At 65.6% G+C, this 17,984-nt stretch carries 21 protein-coding genes and 2 pseudogenes; 7 read left to right on the top strand and 16 right to left on the bottom strand.

Translation table 11 applies throughout. The features are described from left to right. Nucleotides 1-3 precede the first annotated feature (3 nt). The 4 genes from rpmB to rpsR (EET13_RS00590) are packed head-to-tail and all read left to right on the top strand — an operon-like array spanning nucleotide 4 to nucleotide 972. Nucleotides 4-240 (top strand): 50S ribosomal protein L28, encoded by a 237-nt coding sequence (gene rpmB / locus EET13_RS00605; protein WP_122440448.1) that lies wholly within the window; start codon nucleotides 4-6, stop codon nucleotides 238-240. After that, nucleotides 240-404 carry a 50S ribosomal protein L33 gene (gene rpmG / locus EET13_RS00600; RefSeq protein ID WP_122440447.1) on the top strand — a complete coding sequence of 55 codons (165 nt, stop codon included), beginning with the start codon at nucleotides 240-242 and terminating at the stop codon, nucleotides 402-404. Before rpmB ends, rpmG begins: the two co-directional genes overlap by 1 nt. Before the next feature lies 1 nt (nucleotide 405). Next, nucleotides 406-711 (top strand): 30S ribosomal protein S14, encoded by a 306-nt coding sequence (rpsN, locus tag EET13_RS00595; protein ID WP_122440446.1) that lies wholly within the window; start codon nucleotides 406-408, stop codon nucleotides 709-711. A gap of 6 nt (nucleotides 712-717) precedes the next feature. After that, on the top strand, nucleotides 718-972 hold the full coding sequence (rpsR, locus tag EET13_RS00590) for a 30S ribosomal protein S18 (protein WP_122440445.1): 255 nt from the start codon (nucleotides 718-720) through the stop codon (nucleotides 970-972). 10 nt (nucleotides 973-982) lie between these two features. On the opposite strand, the gene EET13_RS00585 is transcribed toward rpsR (EET13_RS00590), so the two are convergent. The 6 genes from EET13_RS00585 to EET13_RS00560 form a co-directional block, all read right to left on the bottom strand. Continuing rightward, nucleotides 983-1,717: a TIGR03943 family putative permease subunit gene (locus tag EET13_RS00585; protein WP_122440444.1), complete on the bottom strand. Its 735-nt coding sequence runs from the start codon at nucleotides 1,715-1,717 to the stop codon at nucleotides 983-985. Continuing rightward, a complete protein-coding gene (locus tag EET13_RS00580) occupies nucleotides 1,714-2,676 on the bottom strand; it encodes a permease (RefSeq protein ID WP_122440498.1) in 963 nt (320 codons plus the stop codon). Before EET13_RS00580 ends, EET13_RS00585 begins: the two co-directional genes overlap by 4 nt. A gap of 68 nt (nucleotides 2,677-2,744) precedes the next feature. Beyond that, complete coding sequence (locus EET13_RS00575; protein ID WP_122440497.1) at nucleotides 2,745-3,656, bottom strand: metal ABC transporter permease; 912 nt, start codon at nucleotides 3,654-3,656, stop codon at nucleotides 2,745-2,747. Between the two features lie 14 nt (nucleotides 3,657-3,670). Beyond that, nucleotides 3,671-4,450, bottom strand: coding sequence for a metal ABC transporter ATP-binding protein (locus EET13_RS00570; RefSeq protein WP_122440496.1), 780 nt, complete (start codon nucleotides 4,448-4,450; stop codon nucleotides 3,671-3,673). Beyond that, nucleotides 4,443-5,399, bottom strand: a complete 957-nt coding sequence (locus tag EET13_RS00565) for a metal ABC transporter solute-binding protein, Zn/Mn family (protein WP_122440443.1) — start codon at nucleotides 5,397-5,399, stop codon at nucleotides 4,443-4,445. The genes EET13_RS00570 and EET13_RS00565 overlap by 8 nt, the downstream gene beginning before the upstream one ends. A gap of 100 nt (nucleotides 5,400-5,499) precedes the next feature. Then, nucleotides 5,500-5,952, bottom strand: coding sequence for a hypothetical protein (locus EET13_RS00560; protein ID WP_122440442.1), 453 nt, complete (start codon nucleotides 5,950-5,952; stop codon nucleotides 5,500-5,502). A 61-nt stretch (nucleotides 5,953-6,013) separates the two neighbouring features. Between EET13_RS00560 and mrf the strand changes: the two genes are divergently transcribed. Further along, a complete protein-coding gene (gene mrf, locus EET13_RS00555; protein WP_122440441.1) occupies nucleotides 6,014-7,207 on the top strand; it encodes a ribosome hibernation factor-recruiting GTPase MRF in 1,194 nt (397 codons plus the stop codon). 75 nt (nucleotides 7,208-7,282) lie between these two features. Here mrf and EET13_RS00550 read toward each other — a convergent pair whose 3' ends face one another. Then, nucleotides 7,283-7,540: a hypothetical protein gene (locus tag EET13_RS00550; protein ID WP_122440440.1), complete on the bottom strand. Its 258-nt coding sequence runs from the start codon at nucleotides 7,538-7,540 to the stop codon at nucleotides 7,283-7,285. A gap of 199 nt (nucleotides 7,541-7,739) precedes the next feature. On the opposite strand from EET13_RS00550, the pseudogene EET13_RS31105 reads away from it, so the two are divergent. Next, nucleotides 7,740-8,000, top strand: a pseudogene (locus EET13_RS31105) (permease); the annotation flags it as partial. 241 nt (nucleotides 8,001-8,241) lie between these two features. On the opposite strand, the pseudogene EET13_RS32680 reads toward EET13_RS31105, so the two are convergent. From EET13_RS32680 to EET13_RS00515, 6 genes and pseudogenes are all read right to left on the bottom strand, one after another. After that, nucleotides 8,242-8,601 (bottom strand): annotated as a pseudogene (locus EET13_RS32680) (TniQ family protein); the annotation flags it as partial. Further along, complete coding sequence (locus EET13_RS00535) at nucleotides 8,598-9,815, bottom strand: TniB family NTP-binding protein (RefSeq protein WP_122440438.1); 1,218 nt, start codon at nucleotides 9,813-9,815, stop codon at nucleotides 8,598-8,600. The gene EET13_RS00535 and the pseudogene EET13_RS32680, both read right to left, overlap by 4 nt. Next, the gene (locus EET13_RS00530) at nucleotides 9,815-11,932 is read right to left on the bottom strand and encodes a Mu transposase C-terminal domain-containing protein (RefSeq protein WP_122440437.1); all 2,118 of its coding nucleotides are present in this window, start codon (nucleotides 11,930-11,932) and stop codon (nucleotides 9,815-9,817) included. Before EET13_RS00530 ends, EET13_RS00535 begins: the two co-directional genes overlap by 1 nt. Then, entirely contained in the window at nucleotides 11,922-12,668 is a 747-nt protein-coding gene (locus tag EET13_RS00525) for a TnsA-like heteromeric transposase endonuclease subunit (protein WP_122440436.1), read from the bottom strand. The genes EET13_RS00530 and EET13_RS00525 overlap by 11 nt, the downstream gene beginning before the upstream one ends. Before the next feature lie 127 nt (nucleotides 12,669-12,795). Next, the gene (locus tag EET13_RS00520; protein ID WP_122440435.1) at nucleotides 12,796-15,861 is read right to left on the bottom strand and encodes a replicative DNA helicase; all 3,066 of its coding nucleotides are present in this window, start codon (nucleotides 15,859-15,861) and stop codon (nucleotides 12,796-12,798) included. A gap of 141 nt (nucleotides 15,862-16,002) precedes the next feature. Further along, nucleotides 16,003-16,185, bottom strand: a complete 183-nt coding sequence (locus tag EET13_RS00515) for a hypothetical protein (protein WP_122440434.1) — start codon at nucleotides 16,183-16,185, stop codon at nucleotides 16,003-16,005. A gap of 67 nt (nucleotides 16,186-16,252) precedes the next feature. Here EET13_RS00515 and EET13_RS32215 point away from each other — a divergent pair, with 67 nt between their 5' ends. Continuing rightward, nucleotides 16,253-16,381 carry a hypothetical protein gene (locus EET13_RS32215; RefSeq protein WP_280177651.1) on the top strand — a complete coding sequence of 43 codons (129 nt, stop codon included), beginning with the start codon at nucleotides 16,253-16,255 and terminating at the stop codon, nucleotides 16,379-16,381. Nucleotides 16,382-16,467: 86 nt separating this feature from the next. Here EET13_RS32215 and rplI read toward each other — a convergent pair whose 3' ends face one another. Genes rplI through EET13_RS00500 form a run of 3 tightly spaced genes read right to left on the bottom strand, consistent with a single transcriptional unit; the run spans nucleotide 16,468 to nucleotide 17,779 of the window. Next, nucleotides 16,468-16,926 (bottom strand): 50S ribosomal protein L9, encoded by a 459-nt coding sequence (gene rplI / locus EET13_RS00510; RefSeq protein WP_122440433.1) that lies wholly within the window; start codon nucleotides 16,924-16,926, stop codon nucleotides 16,468-16,470. A 41-nt stretch (nucleotides 16,927-16,967) separates the two neighbouring features. Beyond that, the gene (gene rpsR, locus EET13_RS00505) at nucleotides 16,968-17,222 is read right to left on the bottom strand and encodes a 30S ribosomal protein S18 (RefSeq protein ID WP_023369156.1); all 255 of its coding nucleotides are present in this window, start codon (nucleotides 17,220-17,222) and stop codon (nucleotides 16,968-16,970) included. A gap of 44 nt (nucleotides 17,223-17,266) precedes the next feature. Then, complete coding sequence (locus EET13_RS00500) at nucleotides 17,267-17,779, bottom strand: single-stranded DNA-binding protein (protein WP_122440432.1); 513 nt, start codon at nucleotides 17,777-17,779, stop codon at nucleotides 17,267-17,269. Between the last annotated feature and the right edge of the window lie 205 nt (nucleotides 17,780-17,984).

The raw sequence follows: 17,984 nt of genomic DNA, 5'->3' as shown, positions 1-17,984 counted from the left end.
TGCGTGTCCGCGCACTGTCAGGTGACCGGGCGTTCACCGAGTTTCGGCAACTCGGTGTCGCACTCACATCGCCGAACCCGGCGTCGCTGGAACCCCAACATCCAGCGCAAGACCTACTTCTTGCCGTCACAGGGGCGCAATATCACGCTGCGGGTCAGCACCAAGGGCATCAAGGTGATCGACCGCGACGGAATCGAAGCCGTCGTTGCCCGGCTGCGCGCCGCGGGGCAGAAGATCTGATGGCCAGCACAGATATTCGGCCGGTCGTGAAGCTTCGCTCCACTGCCGGCACCGGTTACACCTACGTCACCCGCAAGAACCGGCGCAACGATCCCGACCGGCTGGTGCTCAAGAAGTACGACCCGATCATCCGCCGGCATGTCGACTTCCGCGAGGAGCGCTGAGGTGGCCAAGAAATCCAAGATCGTCAAGAACGAACAGCGCCGCGCCATGGTGGCGCGTTACGCCGAACGCCGCGCAGAACTGAAGGAGGTGATCCGCAGCCCATCGAGCACTGAGGGCGAGCGCGTCGCCGCTCAATCGGCGCTGCAGCGGTTGCCGCGAGATTCCAGCGCTGTTCGACTGCGCAATCGCGACGTCGTCGACGGTCGCCCGCGCGGTCATCTGCGCAAGTTCGGCCTGTCCCGCGTCCGCGTCCGGGACCTGGCACACCGCGGCGAGTTGCCGGGCATTCGCAAGTCGAGTTGGTGACGGGCGATGGCAGACAGAAGCAAGCCAGGCCGGCGACCACCCGCAGCCGATCCGCTGCGCAAGAAGGCCAACCCCTTCACGAAGCTCGGCATCACGACGGTCGACTACAAGGACACCGCCCTGCTGCGCACGTTCATCTCCGAGCGCGGCAAGATCAGGTCCAGACGCGTTACCGGGCTGACCGTTCAGCAGCAGCGCCAGGTGGCAATGGCGATCAAGAACGCACGCGAGATGGCCCTGCTGCCGTTCGCAGGTCCTTAGCGGAGGCCTCTTAGTACGCGTAGGGATCCCGCGGCGCCTCGATGGGCGTCACCGCGGAGACCGTCAGAGTCGGGGTCGACAACCCGGCGACATCGGAGGGGCTGGGGACCACGGTGCCCTCCACCCGCAGCCAGGTCTCCTCGGGATAGGTGGCCGCGATGGCCGCGGCCGGACCGCGGAGATGAAGCCGGGCCAACTGTCCATCGGCCGCACAGCAGATGATGACGACCCGACCCAAATCGACCTCGTCGCCCTTCTTGATGGTGAAGCCGGTGACGGTGATCAGCCGATTCTCCAGGGTGCGGGCCGAGTCCCGATTCGCACGGACAACCACCTCTGGAAGCAGAAGTTCCGGGGCACGAGTGGCGGGCAACGGCGGAAAGGGACGCAACAGCACCAACCGCGGTAGGTCGGTGACCGTGGGCTCGGCGGCCCGCGCGCCCAGCGCCGGGGGGACGACGAAGCCCAGCAGTGCGACGGGCAGCACCAACAACCACACCACCGCAGACCGGTGCGTGTGTTCGATATCGCCGTCGTGGTGATCTGCATCCTCGACGTAGCCTCCGCGAGCTCTGAAATCCCGGATGGCCGCCGACAGCGCCAAAACGACGAGCAGCACCGCCGTCACCGCCAACCACGGCATGAGGGTGGGCTTGACGTAGCGGGTGAAGGTGCCGGTGACGACGATCGCGGCGGTGCACATACCCAGGAGGAACAGGACCACGTTCTCGGTGTTGCGGCTCACCGCGCGCCCCCGAGCAAGATCAGCCCGACCACCGTGGCAACCACCGTGGCGACGACGAAGGTGGCCGGGGCGAACCTCACGGCGAACGCGCGGCCGAACACCCCCGCCTGCATCGCGAACAGCTTGGCGTCCACCGCCGGTCCCACGACCAGGAACACCAGCCGCGGCAGCAGCGGCAACATGGTCAGGCTCGCGGCTACGAAGGCGTCCGCCTCCGAGCACAGAGCCAGGACGAAGGCCAGGATCGCCATCGTGATGATGCCGAGCAGCAGGTGGCCGGCCAGGTGTTCGTAGACGGTCGGTGGCATCAACACGTTCAGTGCGGCAGCGGTGGCGGCGCCGATGACCAGGTATGACGCGGCCTGCAGAAAGTCGTGGCGTGCCGCCTCGCTGAACACCGTCCACTTCGACCCCCCGCCATGGGGCGATCGCGGTAGCCGCCGGGTGATCCAGTCGGCGCGACCCCATCGAGACCACGCAGCGCCCATCACGACCGCGGTGAGCAGTGATGCCGTGAACCGTGCGCCGACCATAGCCGGCTCGCCGGGAAAGGCCACCGCCGTCGACACCAGGACCACCGGATTGATCGCCGGCGCGGCGAGCATGAACGTCAACGCGGCGGCACCCTGCCGATCGCTCGACGGGCCGTCGCCGAACAACCTGCGTGCCACCGGAACCGATCCGCACTCGCAGCCCGGCAAGGCCGCGCCCCCGACCCCGGCGGTCAGGATCGCCACGCCCGTTCGCCGGGGCAGCCAACGAGCCAGCCGTTCCGGGGACACGTACGTCGCGATCAAGCCGCTGATCACCACACCGAAAGCCAGGAAGGGCAGCGCTTGGACAAACACACCGCAGAACACCGTGGCAGCTTTCGCCAGGTCGGGACGACCCACCATGAAGGCCCGTATCGTTCCGGCGAACAGGGCCAGCCCGATCAGCCCCGCGAAGAGCAGTGGCATCGACCCGGCAAATCGCGGGCGGGTCCGCCCGACAACCGTCACGGGCTCATCCTGCCAGCCGCCCGCCGTCACCGGTGGGTGTGGTCGCCGCCAACTACTTCCGGCTTGAGATCCCCCACGAAGTCCGTGGATAACCGTTGCGCCGCTACGGATCGCGGCCGGACATGACGCTCGAGGGTCCACACGGCCAACCACACGCCACATGCGATCGTGACGATGACGAAGCTCGGCGGCAGGTTGAACATCGCCGACATGACGACGCCGAGCCAGACCGAGACCACGCTGATCACCGTGGAAATGATCATCGCCTTCGGGGGCCTCGGGGTCAACATGATCGCGGTGGCGGCGGGGGTGACGATCAGGGCGAAGAGGAGCAGTGTGCCGACTGCCTGTACCGCCATGGTGATGGCCAGGCCGAGGAGCGCCATGAAGATCATCGACAACAGGCGTACCGGCAGCCCCTTTGCCTGGGCGACCTCGACGTTGACCGAGGTGTACAGCAAAGGCCGGTAGATGAAGCCGATGCACGCTGCCAACAACACCAACAACACCGCGAACGTCGCCAGCTGTTCGCGTGAGATGGCCAGCAGATTGCCGAACAGCACATTGGTCATCGTGCTCGACGACTTGGTTGCCAGTGAATTGAAGAACAATCCGAAACCGGTTGCCAGTGCCAAAACGGTGCCGGTGGCCACTTCGGTGTCGGACCGGCGGTTGCCAAGGACGCCGATGACCAATGCCCCACCCGCGCAGAACACGCCCAGGCCCAGTGCGACGGGCAGTCCGAGCAGGACCGCGCCGGTGGCGCCGGGCAGGCCGATGTGTGCCAGGGCATGGGCGGCGAACGCGGTGTTGCGGACGACGACGAAGTATCCGATCAGGCCGGCGGCGAGGGCGACGATGGTGCCGCCGGCCAATGCACTGGTCATGAAGGGTGAGGTGAGGATCGGCCACCAATTGTCCTGATAGCCGAAAGCCATCGCGTGAGGAGTCACTAGGTGCTCCTCATGTACAGCTCGCCCTGCGGTGTTCGAACAACCTGGATGGGAGTGCCGTACAGGTGACTGAGTAGGTCTTCCTCGACCACCCCGCCGATGGTGCCAAAGTGCGCGTGTCCGTCCAACAGGTAGATCGCGCTACTCAACACGCCCAGCAGTGGGTTCAAATCATGGGCGACGACGAGGATCGTCACACCGAGTTGCTCGTTGAGACGATCGAGCAGTTGAACGATCTCGCGCTGATTCCGCAGATCCAGCGACGCCAGCGGCTCGTCGAGGATGAGGATCTTGGGGCGGGCGGCCAACGCCTCGGCGATAGCGACGCGCTGGCGCTGCCCGCCGGAAAGCTCGGAGAGTCGGCGGCCGGCCAGCGCCCCGGCGTCGACCGCGTCCAGCACCTCGTCGACCCGGCGTCGGTCCTCAAGGGAGGGACGTCCGAGCCCCCACCGAGTTCCGTTGAGGCCCAACATCACCGCATCGCAGACCCGGATCGCATCTCCCGGCGCCGACGCGTAGTTCTGTGGCACGTAGCCGATGAACTCGTTGACCTCTCCTGGCGGCTTTCCCAGCACCCGGACGTGACCCGAGGCAGGAGGTATCAGTCCCAGAATCACGTTCAACAGGCTGGTCTTGCCCGATCCGTTGGATCCGATGACCGCGACGATGCCGCCGGCGGGCACCTCGAATGTGCCTTCAGACCAGATCAGAGTGCCGCCACGCACCACACTGACGTCGTCGAATTTCAGCGCGGGAGCACTGGATTCGGGCTCACACAGCGACACCGAGCGCCTTCGCCAGCGCAGTCAACTGGGCAACCTGCCATGTCTCAAACGAGGTCGTTCCTGGCGGCACCGTCTCGGTCACATCGACCACCGGTACGCCCGCGGCTTCGGCGGCGGTACGGATCTGTTCAGGGACCGAGCCTTCGGTCTTAGTGTTGTAGATCAGAACGTTGATCTGGCGATCTGCCAGAGCGCGGCGGAACGCCTCCAGATCCGCCGGCGAGGGATCGGACTCGTTCGCCGACGCCGTCTTGTAGCCCTGGGGTGTGGCGTTCACCAGGCCGACATCCTCTGCTGTGTAGTCGAAGACGCTTTCGGTGGCCGCATAGGTTTTACCCGTCGCGCCTGCCTTGATAGCGGAGAGCAACTTATTGTAGGGCTCGAGGCTAGTGCCGAAGGCCGTGCGTTGGTCGGCGAAGTAGCCCTTTGCTTCGGGCGCCAGCTTCGCGAGTTCAGCGGTGACCGCATCAGCGACCGCAACGACCGCGGACGGGCTGTACCAGAGGTGCGGATTGGCCCCCGCCGCGGTCTTGGTCACCACGCCCGCATCGACCACCGGCGCCTTCGGTGCCGATGTTGCCGCGAGCTTCGACGCCCACGGGTCGTAATCCGCTCCGTTGACGACGACGAGCTGCGCCTTGGCGAAGGTCGCCGCATCCGCCGGGGAGGGTTCGAAGTCGTGTGGATCGACAGACGAGCTGGCCAGCACCGTCGTCACCTGGGCGCACTCACCGCCCAAGTCCCGGACGATATCGCCCCATTGGTCCACGCTGACCACAACATTGACCGGTGTGGTGGGGCATCCACCGCCGGCCGCAGCCGTGGTGGAGGACTCGGCGGTTTTCCCGCCGTCACGCGAGGAGCATGCGGACAAACCGAGGGGCGCGATGAGGGCGATGACTGCGGCCGTGACGCCGATCAGCCGAGAACGGAGAGAGTTCATAAACGGAAATAGTAACCGTTTTCAATTGGAGCCGGGACGATGGGCACTATTTTCTGGATCTCTGCCGCGGCCAGCGTCATGTGCCGCCTGTAGATCCGCATCATCGACGATGAAAAGCATTGCGGCGCAGGCGGACCGGGAGCAGACCGGCATTCCAGCGGCCTGCCCGCACCCATGCACTGAGTTGAGCGATGTCTTCGGGGTCTCGAATCGGCCCGACGAGGTGCGCTGAACAGGTCGGCTCGCGGTCGATCGTGCAGGGCTGGAGCGCCACAAAAACACCCTCAGCCAGCCACGCCGGGCAGGGGTCGCCGAACATGCAGGGAACAGTGACCAGTACCCCCAACGGGCACTGCCGAACGACGTCACGAAGCGCGGCGACCACCGTCTCCGCGGGTGAGTCACCCTGTTCAGTCCCGCAGCCGCCGCAGACCACCGCAGTGAAGGCGCGGTCCGTGGGGTGCGGAGGCTCGGCATTCGCTGCGGCCTCGACAATGCGGTGCGCACGCCCCACCAAGGCACCCCCGATCTTATTGACAATGATTTTCGACAAGTCGTCGCTTGTACTGTACCGTCGGCGGCATTAATGAAAACTGTATTCATTAGGGGGTTGTATGCGGACTCCGGTTCTGCTCGTCGCAGGGCAAGGCGACACCGACGGCGCGGTCACAGCACTCTTGCGCGCAGAGGGAACATTCGTCGTGCGGCATCGCTTCGACGGTCATGTGGTGGAGCGCAGCGTCACCAACCTGCGCAACGGGACTCCCGTGACCACGGAATCCGTTCTGGAGCTATGCCACGGCTGTATCTCGTGCACGATCCGCAACGACCTGCTGAAGCTGTTGCGCCGAATGCACCGCTGGAAGGACGTCGACCGGGTGGTCGTCCACTTGGCGCCATGGCTTGAACCCCAGCCGATCTGCTGGGCGATCAATCACGTCAAGGTACTGCTGGGCCCCGGGTTCATCGACGGCCCCGCCGCCCGCGATGTGCAGATCGCCGCGGTGGTCAGCTGTCTGGACACATGGGACTGGCTGGAGCAGGCGTTAGGTGACCAAGAGCTTGACGACGGACGCACACGCGCCCAGGTTGCGGTCGGGCAGGCCGAGTTCGCCGACGTCATCGTCGTTGACCACATCGACAAGGCCACGATGTCGGTGCTGAGCCGGCTGGCCCCGCGCGCGTCGGTGGTGCATGACCCGCGCCGCGTCGGCGGGGCCGTGGCGAAGCTCGGCGAGGACGCCCGCCGGGGCCGCAGCGACGATCCGCTCGGTCCACTGCTGATCGGCCAGCCGCCCCTGGACTTCGATGGGGAGGTCGGAATCGTCGAGTTCGGTGCCGACAGACCGTTTCATCCCGAACGGCTGCACGAGGCCCTCGACGTTCTGCTCAGCGGTGTGGTGCGGACGCGGGGAAGGATCTGGCTCGCCAACCATCCTTCCAACGTGATGTGCCTGGAGTCGGCCGGCGGTGGACTGCGGGTCAACTCCGGGGGCAAGTGGCTGGCCGCAATGACCGACTCGGAGATCGCCAACGTCGATGAACAGCGACGTGTCCTGGCCGGTCTTACCTGGGACACCCGGTACGGCGATCGCCATACCTCGCTGGTCGCACTTGCCTGCGGCGCGGTGGCTGAAGACATCAGGCGAGAACTGCAGGCCGCGCTGCTGACCGACGCAGAGATGGCCTATCCCGACCAATGGCGCCACTTCGCGGACCCGTTCGGCGACTGGCATAAGGATCCGTGCGTGGACTCACCGAACACAGCGATGTATGCACCGAATGCCGAACACGGCTACGAGCAGTAATACCCCGACCTCAAGCCGACTAGCGGGGACTGAAACCTGGGTTACACCGGCGCTACCCGCAGCCGTGATCCGCGGTCAGTGCTCGTGTACGTGGTCGCCGTGCTGGAAGTGTCGGTGACCGTCGTGCACATGGTCGACGTGGTCGCCGTGCTGCACCGTCTCACATCCGTCGTCCTCGGTGTGCGCCGCGCCGTGATCGGAGTGGATCTTCGCCTCAGGGTGCCGCTCACCGTCGTGGATGTGGTCGACGTGGTCGCCATGCTTGACGGTCTCGTGGCCGTCACCCGGTAGATGCTCGTGGTCAACCGGATCGACGTGTTCCGCAGGTGTCATCGTTCCTCCAAAAGTTGGTTGCTTCGAGCCTAACCAGATGACCGCGATAGCGTCCCATAGAATTGGAAATTATTTTCATTAGAGATCTGGTCGCGTTCCATCAGGCACGCGCCACCGCCAGGGATGCGATCCCGGGATCGGCTGACACAATGGCCGGGTGGCCGCAGTGAGGACCGTCCGACTGCCGGAGTCGGCGTCGATGCCCGTGCTCGTCGCGGCGGTTGTGGCATTTGCGTTGCTGGGCAGCACGTTGCGGGCTGCGGTGTACGACAGTGCGGCGTTGTCGACGGCGGGCACGGTGTTCAGCGGCATCTTCGTTCAAGCCCTGCCATTCCTGGCGCTCGGAGTGACGTTGAGTGCGTTGATCGCGGTGTTCGTGACCCCCGACCGGCTGTCCCGGTGGCTGCCGCAACGACCCGCGGCGGCGGTGCTCGCCGCAGCCGCCGGCGGTGCTGCGCTAGCGTGGGGTGGTCGGCGTCGAGGGTGAGGGTGGTGGCGGCGCTCAGGTCGGCGCCGCAGCGGGCGGCCAACCGGCCGCTGCCGTCGGCGGCGCGGCACCCGCATCGGCCCGGGTAGGCGCGGAGTTCGCCGGGGAATACTCTGTCGCGCTGCGGTTTTGCGCATGCGGGGCAGGCGTCGAGGAGCAGGCAGCGGTGGTTCAGGCAGGCGATGCTGTAGCCCGGCCGCCATCGCAATTGCCAGCGGCCGCGGTCGTCGGCCAGACAGTGTGGGCAGAAGCGCGAGTAGCGGGGCCGCCCGCGCGGGAACTGCACGCCCAGGGACAGCACCCGCGCTGCAGCGGGATAGTGGGCGAGGGTCATGGCGGTGATCTGCCCGACCGACACCCCGGTGGCGGCGCTGATCCGTTCGGCGGCCTCAGGGAACAGCCACATGACGTGGCTGCGGTCGGTGGCCGTAGTGGCGGGTCGGTTCAGCCCGACGGCCGTCAGGATCTCGCCGTGGGTCGTCTGTAATCGGTGGCTGAGGTATTCCAGCCAGGAGTCCAGCGCCTCACCGGACAGCGGCGCGACCCTGATCGGCAGGGTCCGGACCCCGGTCACGGCGCACGCTTGCGGATGGGTGCGGCGCTCCGCTTGCGGGCGGCGGGACGGGCGCGGGTTGCCGGCGCGCACGGGGCGGCACGCGGGGATTGTCGGGTGGGGGCGATGTCGGTGGTCAGGGTGCCGCTGTCGAAGGCGGCCTCGAATTCGGCGCGGCGGCAGTCTGATCCGGTGTCGGTTTTGACGGCGTCGAGCAGGTCGCGGTCGAGGTATTCGCGGCCGGATCGGATGGCGCGCAGGCAGCCGCGGTTGATCAGGGTCATCAGTGAGCCGATGTGGCCGGTGCTGCGGGCGAACAGGTAGTCGGCCAGGTCGGTGGCCAGCATGCCGGGTCGTTTGTCGACCAGCACGACGCGTTGCTCGAGGGTCAGCAGCAGTTGGTGCCATTGGCGGCGTTGCCGTTCGGTGCCGACCGCGAAGGGCGCCATGGTGAGTTTGGTGGTGCGGCGGGCGGTTTGGGCGATCGCGCGGTCGGTGTGGGGTTGGCCGTCGAAGAACAGGCCCCGTTGATCGAGGTCCACACCGACATAGATCAAGGTGACGGGGAATTCGTTGGCGATGTATTTGAAGTGGTTGCTGATCGCGACTCCGGCGGTGTTGCGCCACTGCAGGAAATGCAGGTCGTCGATGATCAGCAGTTTGGTGTGGCAACTGAGCACGCAATCCAAGGCGCGGTAGGCGAAGTCGGCGGTGCTGCCGTTGGCCTTACCGGGGTGGGCGTAGAAGGCGAGCATGGCTTTGTTGAAGGCGACCATGCCGGTGTTGCCGGCCAGCCCGACCCGGCACACCGGCCAGCGTTCATCGCCGTTGTCGGTGAACTCGCCGTTGACGCGGATATCGCGGAGGTGGAACTTTTTGGCGAAGTCGAGCAGGGCGGTGGTCTTGCCAAGACCGGGATAGGCGTCGATGGCCACCGCGCTTTTGGGTTTGTCGCCGTCCTGGTCGTTGCTGTCGACGATGTCCCACAGGTCGTCGTGCACCGCGGCCAGTTGCGGGGTCTTGATCGGCCCGATGTTGGCGTGCCATTTGCGCCGACGCGTCTCGTAGTCGTCGCGGGCCTGCGCGCTGAGCCTGCCCAGCGCCCGGCGCGTGAGCTGTTCGGGCTGAGTGCGCGGGGCGGCGGTGACGAACTCGCGCCATCCCTCCTTGCGGGACAGGGTCAAGTTGTCCAGCTGTGCCGATGGCCGCGCGGGGACGGTCTTGGTGCGCGCCATCAGGCATCCACGAACGCGCCGGCGTAGAAATCGTCATCGCCGTCGTCATCGTCGTCATCGTCACCGCCGACGGCCGCCGCATCGGGACCCATCCGCTGCTGACCGTCGCCGCTATCGCCGCCGCCGTCGTCCGACGATGCCGGCGGAATATCTGGGTCGGGGGTGATGAGGGATTCCTCGCGGGCCAGCCGCAGGGCCATCCGCCGTTCGGCCAGGGTGGCGCCCAGGCCGAGGTTCCAGCGCTCCAGCAGATCGTTGATGGCCAGCCGGTCGTCGGGGTAGCGGTACTTCTCGGCGGCCTTGCGTCGGGCGAAGCGCAACGCGTCTTCGCTCAAGGCCATGTGCAGGGCGGGGGCGTGTTCCCAGATCAGGGTGTGCCAGCGGCGGGTGTGCGGGTCGCGGAAGTAGGCGCGGGTGATGTCGTCGGGGTCGTAGTGAATCGGCCAGCGCCCGCGAGCCTTTCCGGTATAGGGGCTTTCCAATCCGCGGTAGGGGTCCAGTGCCGCGCCGTTGTAGCGGCGGCCGTCCAGGTCGACCCCATAGTGCTGGATGCGCCGCCATCGCGTCTTGAGGAATTCGTAGGCGAGGTCGGGATCGCGGGGTGCTTCGATGTACCCGGCGCGCGCGACCCCGTGTTCGAACATATCCGCCGGCGACAGATGCAACTTGGGGATGTGGGGGTCGATCAGTCCAGCGTGGGGACGGTGGTGATAGATCGCGGCGACCCATTGGCGGATCTGTTCCTCCAGTTCGTCGAGATAGAAGAACGCCTCCCCCTCAGGATCGACACCGCGGGAATGCAGATCCGGGCCTTTGTAGCCAGGCAGGATCTGGAGCAGGTCCTCACGCAGGGTACGGAAGAACCGCTCCACCGGCCCTTTGTCGCGGCCGGTGCGCAGCCGCGCCGGCTGGATCGAGATACCCATCCGCCGGCACACGCTGGTCAGATGATCCGAGATATAGATTTTGCCGTGGTCGATGACCAGTGTTTCCGGGACGATCGCCGGGCCTGAGGCCCCGGTCATCGGTCCCTCCATCGCGGCGCGGTCGACCATCACGGTGCGCGGGATCCCGTGCTCGGGCCACACCGCCTCCCGGGGCCAGTCGGTGCCGGCCGGGCGGGGCCGGAAGCTCTGGTAGAGCACCGCGGCGGCGTCGACGGACTTCGTCGACACCGGGGTCAGCCGCAGCCCGGTGATACATCGGGTGTACCAGTCCATCGCCACGGTCAACTCGGCCTGCACCCACCGCAACGTCAACGGGTCCAGCGCGAAGACATCCAGGCGGGTGGTGTCCATCAGCAGGTACTCCCCGGGCCGGGTCGGCCGAAGCTTTCCGTACACCCCGCCCGGGCGGGCGGCGATGTCGCGGTTGCGTTTCGTCGAGAGCCGAAACAGCGGGTACCGGTTCTCCAACTGCGCCAGGATCCGGTACGCAGCGGTGCGGCTGGGCAGCGCCACCACGTCCACGCCGAACCGGGCGATGACGCGGGCGTTGGTTCGTGTGATCACCATCGCCTGCGACGGCCGGGACTGGTCGGTGTGTTCGACCATGACCTCCACCGCGGTCTGCACCCACCGCTCATCGACCCGCCCGGTCGGGTTCTGCCGGCCCACCGTGCTCCGCGCAAGCCCGGCCTCGCCGTAGGCCAGGTAGTCTGCGGCCCAGCTTTGCACCGTGCGCATCGAGACACCGAGTTCGGCGGCCTTCGCGGCGTAGCGGGCCGTCAGCGGCGACGCCGGGTCATAGCCGGGTCGGGGTTCACCGGGCTGAGCGAACTCTGCTGTGCCGCAGTGGTATCCGGTCAGTACCTCTCGGATGTGGTCGGCGCGCTGGCGCAGGGCTTCGCGTTCCGGTCGGCTCAGCGCCGACAGCACCACGTCGGCCGGGTCGAGCGGGTCATCGGAGTTCGGGCCTGAGCCCTCCCCGTACACGCGGGCCCGATCGCCGTCGAGCAGCTCGCGCAGACTGATCCGCACCACCTCGCTATGGCGGCCGTAGGCACCCAGGACCACCTCGGTTCCCGCGGGCCCAGGGTGCAGCTCGGTGACCTCCCAGAGCTGGCCGTCGTGGAGCACCCTGGTGCCCACCCCGATCCGAATACCTTCAGCGGACATGACACTTTCCTTTCACCAGAGGGCTGGCCTTGCTCAACGGCGCACTGATATCGACTTCCAGGGCCTGACACCACACCAGGTGCAGCACCGCCGCCCGGACCCGCCACGGCGGCTCACCGAGGTCGCGGTCGAGGACCTGGCCCAGGTTCGTGTCCGAAATCGACTGGTGATGAATCTCTTTCACCAGTTGGGGATCGAATCGGTCGGGGTTGCGGAAGCCCGCCAGAAAACGGACATTGTGCACAAGCACGTCAGGCGAGCCGCTCCACACCTCGTACCGCCAGCCGAGTGTCTCGACGAGTGCGCGGGTCCAGTCCAACGTGAAACGCACCTTGTCCACTGCAAGCCGGTGCCGCGGCTTCACATCGACCACCGTGGGAACGGAGTCGGTGAACAAAAGGAAGTCGGGGATGTGCCTGCGCATCCGCCGATTCACTCTGGCGCGCAACAGAAACGGCTGTGCGATCACATTCAGCACCGCGGTGTCGTAGTCGGCCAGCAACAGCCGCGCCAACTCCAGGCGCGATTCATAGATCACGTGGTCACGATTCGTCGCGGACCAGTAGGTACCGGAATAGTGCCGCTGGCCATCACGCCAGCGGAACGTGCGCCACGGCATCGCCGTACTCAGGAAATCTGTTGTCGCACAACCCCATAGGATCGCAACCTCGGACAGGGTATCCCTGTCCCGGATCTCCGCGACTGCGTGGGCGGAATCCACCAAGAGCCCGGCCATACCACCACGGTCACCCCAAACCGCGCCAATGCAACCGGTCGTCCCGATTTCGTTTCATAAATGAAGCGCGCATGAAACCAAACCTGGGATTATGAAGTCAAAATCGGGAACCTACACCTGTAGGTTCTCACCTTGCCATGTTGGCAAAACGTGACAGGTGCAGCTGGTGAGCCACGGTGACTGTCTTGGTCGGCCCGTTACGGTGCTTGGCGAGAATAAAATCCGCCTCTCCCCCGCGTGGATCGTCACGGTCGAATGCGTCCGGTCGATGTAGCAGAATGACGACGTCAGCATCCTGCTCCAGCGAATTGTGCACGCTCATGCCGTTAGCGACGAAATTGTGTGTGCCGCTTACCGTTCCGTCATAGACGTCATGCTCCCCAAGGCTGGTGATCTCGACAACCCTGTCCCAGGATACGTCGCTGGTTGCCGGCGCAGGAATGTCTGGGTCGTCGCGCCACGCTGGCGCACAATGCAGCCCCGACCAACCAGCCGAGCGCCTCCACAGCGCCGGGCCACGCCACGGAATACCTACGGCGGCCGCCAACCGCCGCAGCATGGTCTTGTTGACTTGCAACTCAACGTGTTTCGGCTCCCAGCCCAGATCGGGAGTGTGCGCCATACCGACAAGGCGGCTCAGCACTTCTCTTGCCGCGATCGCATTGGCACCATGGCCGCCGACGTGGTTCAGGAATCTGGTCTGATTTTCGGGGCCGCGGATGTCTAGCTGCCACGAGTCGCGGCAGCCAAGCTTCGGTACGTGCCTAATACACGCACTAATTCCGAGTCGAAGCAGCAATTGAGTTAGATCATCGACGAGACGCCGACTGGTAGCCGCATAGTAAATGCGCGCCTGCGCGCGCTTGGCATCCCAGCGCATCCGCCCATCCGCCGCCCACAGATGACGCAGGAACACCGCGACCTGGTCGTTGGGAGCACGGAAAACCACCTCGGGCACAAACTGCTCGTGAGCGCGCTTGCCGAACAATCCGAGTCCGTCGAGCCAGGCCGCAACCGGGTTTCTTCGGCCGCGCACCGGCCGCTCCGTCGAGGTCGAGGGCAGCCGCACCTGCGCGGCAGCGTAGCCGTCGCACACCGCCATCACACCCGAATTCGCGGCCGAAACGGTCACCGCCACGAGGTTGGCCTCATCCACCGGCGCGTAACCGGTTGGCTGACACTTACCACACGACCGGTCGCCGATACTGCGGGCCAGCCAGATCAGCTCCTGCTCGTCCATTCGCTGCGTCTCAACCGGTTCGGGCACACGTCGAGGTACTGCCACCCGATCGCCGATCCTCAACTGTTCCAACGGAATCCAGCCTTCGGACTTCATGAAAGGGTGGTTGCCGGTCGCCTCGACCTCACGCCCCGAGTCCAGCCGAAGGCGGAACACCTCCTTGTGCCCACTCGGGAAAACGTTGGTCATGGGCCGCGCGACCATGCGCAGCTGCTCATCCAAGGACCACACCAGTGGGCGCTCGCCGGTGCACATGAGTTCACCGAAGGTGACCTCAGCGCCGGTATCAGCGCGCAAGATTCGCGTAGCGGCCGTCAGACAGCCCGACTCGCGAAGATCGGACAACATCGGCTTTTTGTCGGTGCGCTGCTCGGGCCCACGGTTGAGCTGGCTGATCGCGACCACCGGAACCTCGAGCTCTTTGGCGAGCAGCTTGAGCTGGCGCGAGAACTCCGATACCTCGACCTGACGCGACTCGTGCTTTTTCCCCGAGGTCATCAGCTGCATGTAGTCGACCACGACCAGACGCAGACCGGATTTTTGCCGCAGCCGGCGTGCCTTGGCGCGGATCTCCATCATGGTCATGTTCGGCGAGTCGTCGATATACAGTGGCGCCTCACTGATTTCGCTCATCCGCCGGGCCAGCCGCGTCCAGTCGTCGTCGGTCATGCGGCCCGAGCGCATATCGGCAAGCTTGATTTTCGCCTCGGCCGACAACAGCCGCATCACGATCTCGGACTTACTCATCTCCAGCGAGAAAATGATGCTGGCGTGTCGATGCTTGATCGAGCACGACCGCAGGAAATCCAGCCCCAGTGTCGAGTTGTGCGTCGGCACCATGCCACGACCGGCCAAATACAGCCGTGCGGCGTTGTCGACCTCGACGCAGCGCACCGCGACGCTGGGGACCCGGCGCACCGAGACGACCTGCAAGACCGGCGTCAGTGTGGCGGTGCGCTGACCTCCGGCACCATGCGGCCCGGAGCCGGCCGCCGCGACAGCGTCCAGCCCACAACGCAATTGGGCTGAGGTCCGGATCCCATGACCGGTCGGCCACTGATGTTCGGCATCGGCGACAATGATTGTGCCGTCGGAGAATTCGATCTGATAGCACGGGTGGCCCAACATGACGCCGGTCGCGCCGACGACCCGCGTCGGCAAGCCGTCGGCATCGAGTAACTCATCGCCGACGGCCACGTCTCCCATCGTGGTCCAGCCGACCGGTGTGGGTAGCGGCGTATCCAAGGCCAGCGCCTTGCCCACCCCGGGACGCGCCGCGACGATGATCATCTGTCCCGGATGCAGGCCGTTGGTCACCTCGTCCAGTTCCGTAAAGCCCGTCGGCACACCGCGCGAGACGCCGCCGTTGGAGGCGATCGCATCGATCTCATCCATCGTCGGCTGCAGCAGATCCTCAAGCGGCACAAAGTCTTCGGACAACCGCCGGTTGGCGACGTCGTAGATTTCCGCTTGGGCACGGTCGACCACCTCGGCCACATCGGCGCCCTCGGCACCGGCATAGCCGTACTGCACCACTCGGGTGCCCGCCTCCACCAACCGGCGCAGCACCGCCTTCTCCGCGACAATGCTGGCGTAGTAGCCCGCATTGGCGGCCGTCGGCACCGTGGAGATCAGGGTATGCAGGTAAGGTGCACCACCGATGCGGCGCAGGAGTCCACGGCGGTCCAATTCTGCGGCGACCGTCACCGCGTCGGCGGGCTCGCCACGCCCATACAGGTCGAGGATGGCGTCGTAGACATTTTGGTGGGCGGGACGATAAAAATCACCGGGCCGCAGGCGCTCCAGCACATCGGCGATGGCGTCCTTGCTCAACAGCATCCCGCCTAGCACGGACTGCTCCGCGGCAAGGTCCTGCGGGGGTTGACGGCCGAAGTCCTCACTGGGAGGCGGAGCGTCCATTCCGGGGTGGGCTAGATCATCGACGACCGCCATGGGCTATCACCTCCTCCGACACAAGCATCCGAACGTACATTCGATCGCGATATGCAGAGCGTAAATCAAAGCTCCGACAACAAACCCCGCTCCCAGCTCAGTTGGCCGGCTCTTTGACGGGTCGCTGCGCCACCCACATCGTCACCACCCCAGCTCAATTGGCCACCCGGAGGTGCCCGCATCGCCTTGCGCCGGGACGACGCTAAACGTTGCTGGCCAGTCCTCCAAGGGGTGGTTGTTGATGAAGCTGTGCATGGCGTGTGCATATCCGCTGACGCCCATGTTGAACGGGGTGTGCAAAACCTGTGGATCAACCCCGGTCATCCCAACATCGGTGCAGATAAACGCCGTACAACGGCATATGTATTGTGTGGACAACAATCTTCCCGGCGTGTCGGGCGAGGTTACGGCCTCGGGCGTGTTGGTTTTCGCCGAGATTTTCGGCGAGTTAAGCCGTGGTAACGGCGACCACACCAAGACACCCCCGGAAAAGTTCGCCAGCGGCAACCTTTTCCGGTAACGAACTAGGCGGTCGGACAGCCAGTTTCGGGCAGCACAGAACCCGGTGGGGCGCTTGGCTCCACCGGGTTGAACAGCTCTGGCTGGTTAAGTTTCGGCGACGACGTCCAGCGAGAGCTCGACGTCGACTTCCGGGTGCAGGTGCACCACCACCGGATGCGTGCCCACCGCCTTGATATGGGCCTTGGGTAGGCGGACGATCCGCTTGTCGAGATTCGGGCCGCCCGCCTTCTTGATGGCTGAGACAATGTCGCCGGCGGTCACCGAACCGAACAGTTTGCCGGAGTCGCCCGCCGTCTTCACCTGGAGTGCGACCGGGCCAAGCGCTTGGATGGCGGCCTTGATTTCGTTGGCATGTTCACGGTCGCGCACGGCCTTCGATTCACGGGCTCGGCGGATGTCGTCAGCCTGCCGCTGGGCACCACGCGAGGCCATGATCGCCAGGCCGCGGGGCAGGAGGAAATTGCGGCCGTAGCCATCCTTGACTTCGACTGTGTCGCCTACGGAACCAAGATGGTCAACGTCAGCCGTCAGAATCAGCTTCATCGTTTGCGTACTTTCGTTGGGCTTGCAGCAGTTACCGTCGGCTACCGCGCCGATGAGGTAAAGGGCAGAAGCGCGACTTCACGGGCATTCTTCACCGCGGTTGCGATGTCTCGTTGGTGCTGCACACAGTTGCCGGTAACCCGGCGCGCACGGATCTTGCCGCGTTCGCTGATGTAGGTCCGCAGCAGGGCGGTGTCCTTGTAGTCGATCTTTTGATCCTTCTTCGCGCAGAAGACGCATTTGCGCGCCTTGACCGGCTTTTCCGGAGCCGGGCGGCGCTTACTGGACTTGGCCATGGGTTTCTTTCTTTCCGTAGCTCAGTGATGGGAAGTGATGTCGATCAGAAGGGCGGCTCGTCGTCGCCGCCGAATGAGCCCGAGGCCGGAGCGCTGCCCCACGGGTCGTCGCCGGGAGTGGGTGCGCCGCCGGCCGGCGCGGACGCCGGTCGGGACCCGCCACCGCCGCCAAAGCCGCCACCACCGCCACTGCGGCTGGCCTTGTTGACTTTGGCGGTCGCGTACCGAAGCGACGGCCCGATCTCGTCGACCTCAACCTCGACGACCGTGCGCTTCTCGCCCTCACGGGTTTCGAACGAACGCTGCTTGAGCCGGCCGGTCACAATGACCCGCGCACCTCTGGTGAGGCTTTCCGCCACATTCTCGGCGGCCTCCCGCCAGATGTTGCAGCGCAGGAAAAGCGCCTCACCGTCTTTCCATTCACCGCTCTGCCGGTCGTAGATCCGCGGTGTCGACGCCACCGTGAAATTCGCGACGGCAGCCCCCGACGGCGTGAATCGCAATTCAGGATCAGCTGTCAGGTTCCCGACGACGGTGATGGTGGTATCACCAGCCACAATAGTTCTCCTTGTTCCGCCTGAACCGCGCCCGGCGGGTAGTCATGAGCGTCTTTGAGTCGAGCCTAGGCAACAGGGGCGACAGCGGCTGCTGGTGCCTGATTGCCCAGCTCCTCCGCCCCCGCTCCGCGGCCGCATCGTCGCCGGGCTAGTGCCTGATTGCCCAGCTCCTCCGCCCCCGCTCCGCGGCCGCATCGTCGCCGGG

It is taken from the genome of Mycobacterium attenuatum, assembly GCF_900566085.1.
Classification (GTDB): domain Bacteria; phylum Actinomycetota; class Actinomycetes; order Mycobacteriales; family Mycobacteriaceae; genus Mycobacterium; species Mycobacterium attenuatum.
This window is presented reverse-complemented; position numbering and strand designations above follow the sequence as displayed.

What these genes read in the sequence shown, in the direction of transcription:
- EET13_RS00535 (WP_122440438.1), bottom strand. Translation starts at nt 9,815, where the DNA reads ATGGCGCGCACCAAGACCGTCCCCGCGCGGCCATCGGCACAGCTGGAC.
- EET13_RS00575 (WP_122440497.1), bottom strand. Translation starts at nt 3,656, where the DNA reads ATGGCTTTCGGCTATCAGGACAATTGGTGGCCGATCCTCACCTCACCC.
- rplI (WP_122440433.1), bottom strand. Translation starts at nt 16,926, where the DNA reads ATGAAGCTGATTCTGACGGCTGACGTTGACCATCTTGGTTCCGTAGGC.
- EET13_RS00520 (WP_122440435.1), bottom strand. Translation starts at nt 15,861, where the DNA reads ATGGCGGTCGTCGATGATCTAGCCCACCCCGGAATGGACGCTCCGCCT.
- rpmG (WP_122440447.1), top strand. Translation starts at nt 240, where the DNA reads ATGGCCAGCACAGATATTCGGCCGGTCGTGAAGCTTCGCTCCACTGCC.
- rpsR (WP_122440445.1), top strand. Translation starts at nt 718, where the DNA reads ATGGCAGACAGAAGCAAGCCAGGCCGGCGACCACCCGCAGCCGATCCG.
- EET13_RS00525 (WP_122440436.1), bottom strand. Translation starts at nt 12,668, where the DNA reads ATGGCCGGGCTCTTGGTGGATTCCGCCCACGCAGTCGCGGAGATCCGG.
- EET13_RS00515 (WP_122440434.1), bottom strand. Translation starts at nt 16,185, where the DNA reads ATGACCGGGGTTGATCCACAGGTTTTGCACACCCCGTTCAACATGGGC.
- EET13_RS00580 (WP_122440498.1), bottom strand. Translation starts at nt 2,676, where the DNA reads ATGCCACTGCTCTTCGCGGGGCTGATCGGGCTGGCCCTGTTCGCCGGA.
- EET13_RS00565 (WP_122440443.1), bottom strand. Translation starts at nt 5,399, where the DNA reads ATGAACTCTCTCCGTTCTCGGCTGATCGGCGTCACGGCCGCAGTCATC.
- EET13_RS00550 (WP_122440440.1), bottom strand. Translation starts at nt 7,540, where the DNA reads ATGACACCTGCGGAACACGTCGATCCGGTTGACCACGAGCATCTACCG.
- mrf (WP_122440441.1), top strand. Translation starts at nt 6,014, where the DNA reads ATGCGGACTCCGGTTCTGCTCGTCGCAGGGCAAGGCGACACCGACGGC.
- EET13_RS00530 (WP_122440437.1), bottom strand. Translation starts at nt 11,932, where the DNA reads ATGTCCGCTGAAGGTATTCGGATCGGGGTGGGCACCAGGGTGCTCCAC.
- rpsR (WP_023369156.1), bottom strand. Translation starts at nt 17,222, where the DNA reads ATGGCCAAGTCCAGTAAGCGCCGCCCGGCTCCGGAAAAGCCGGTCAAG.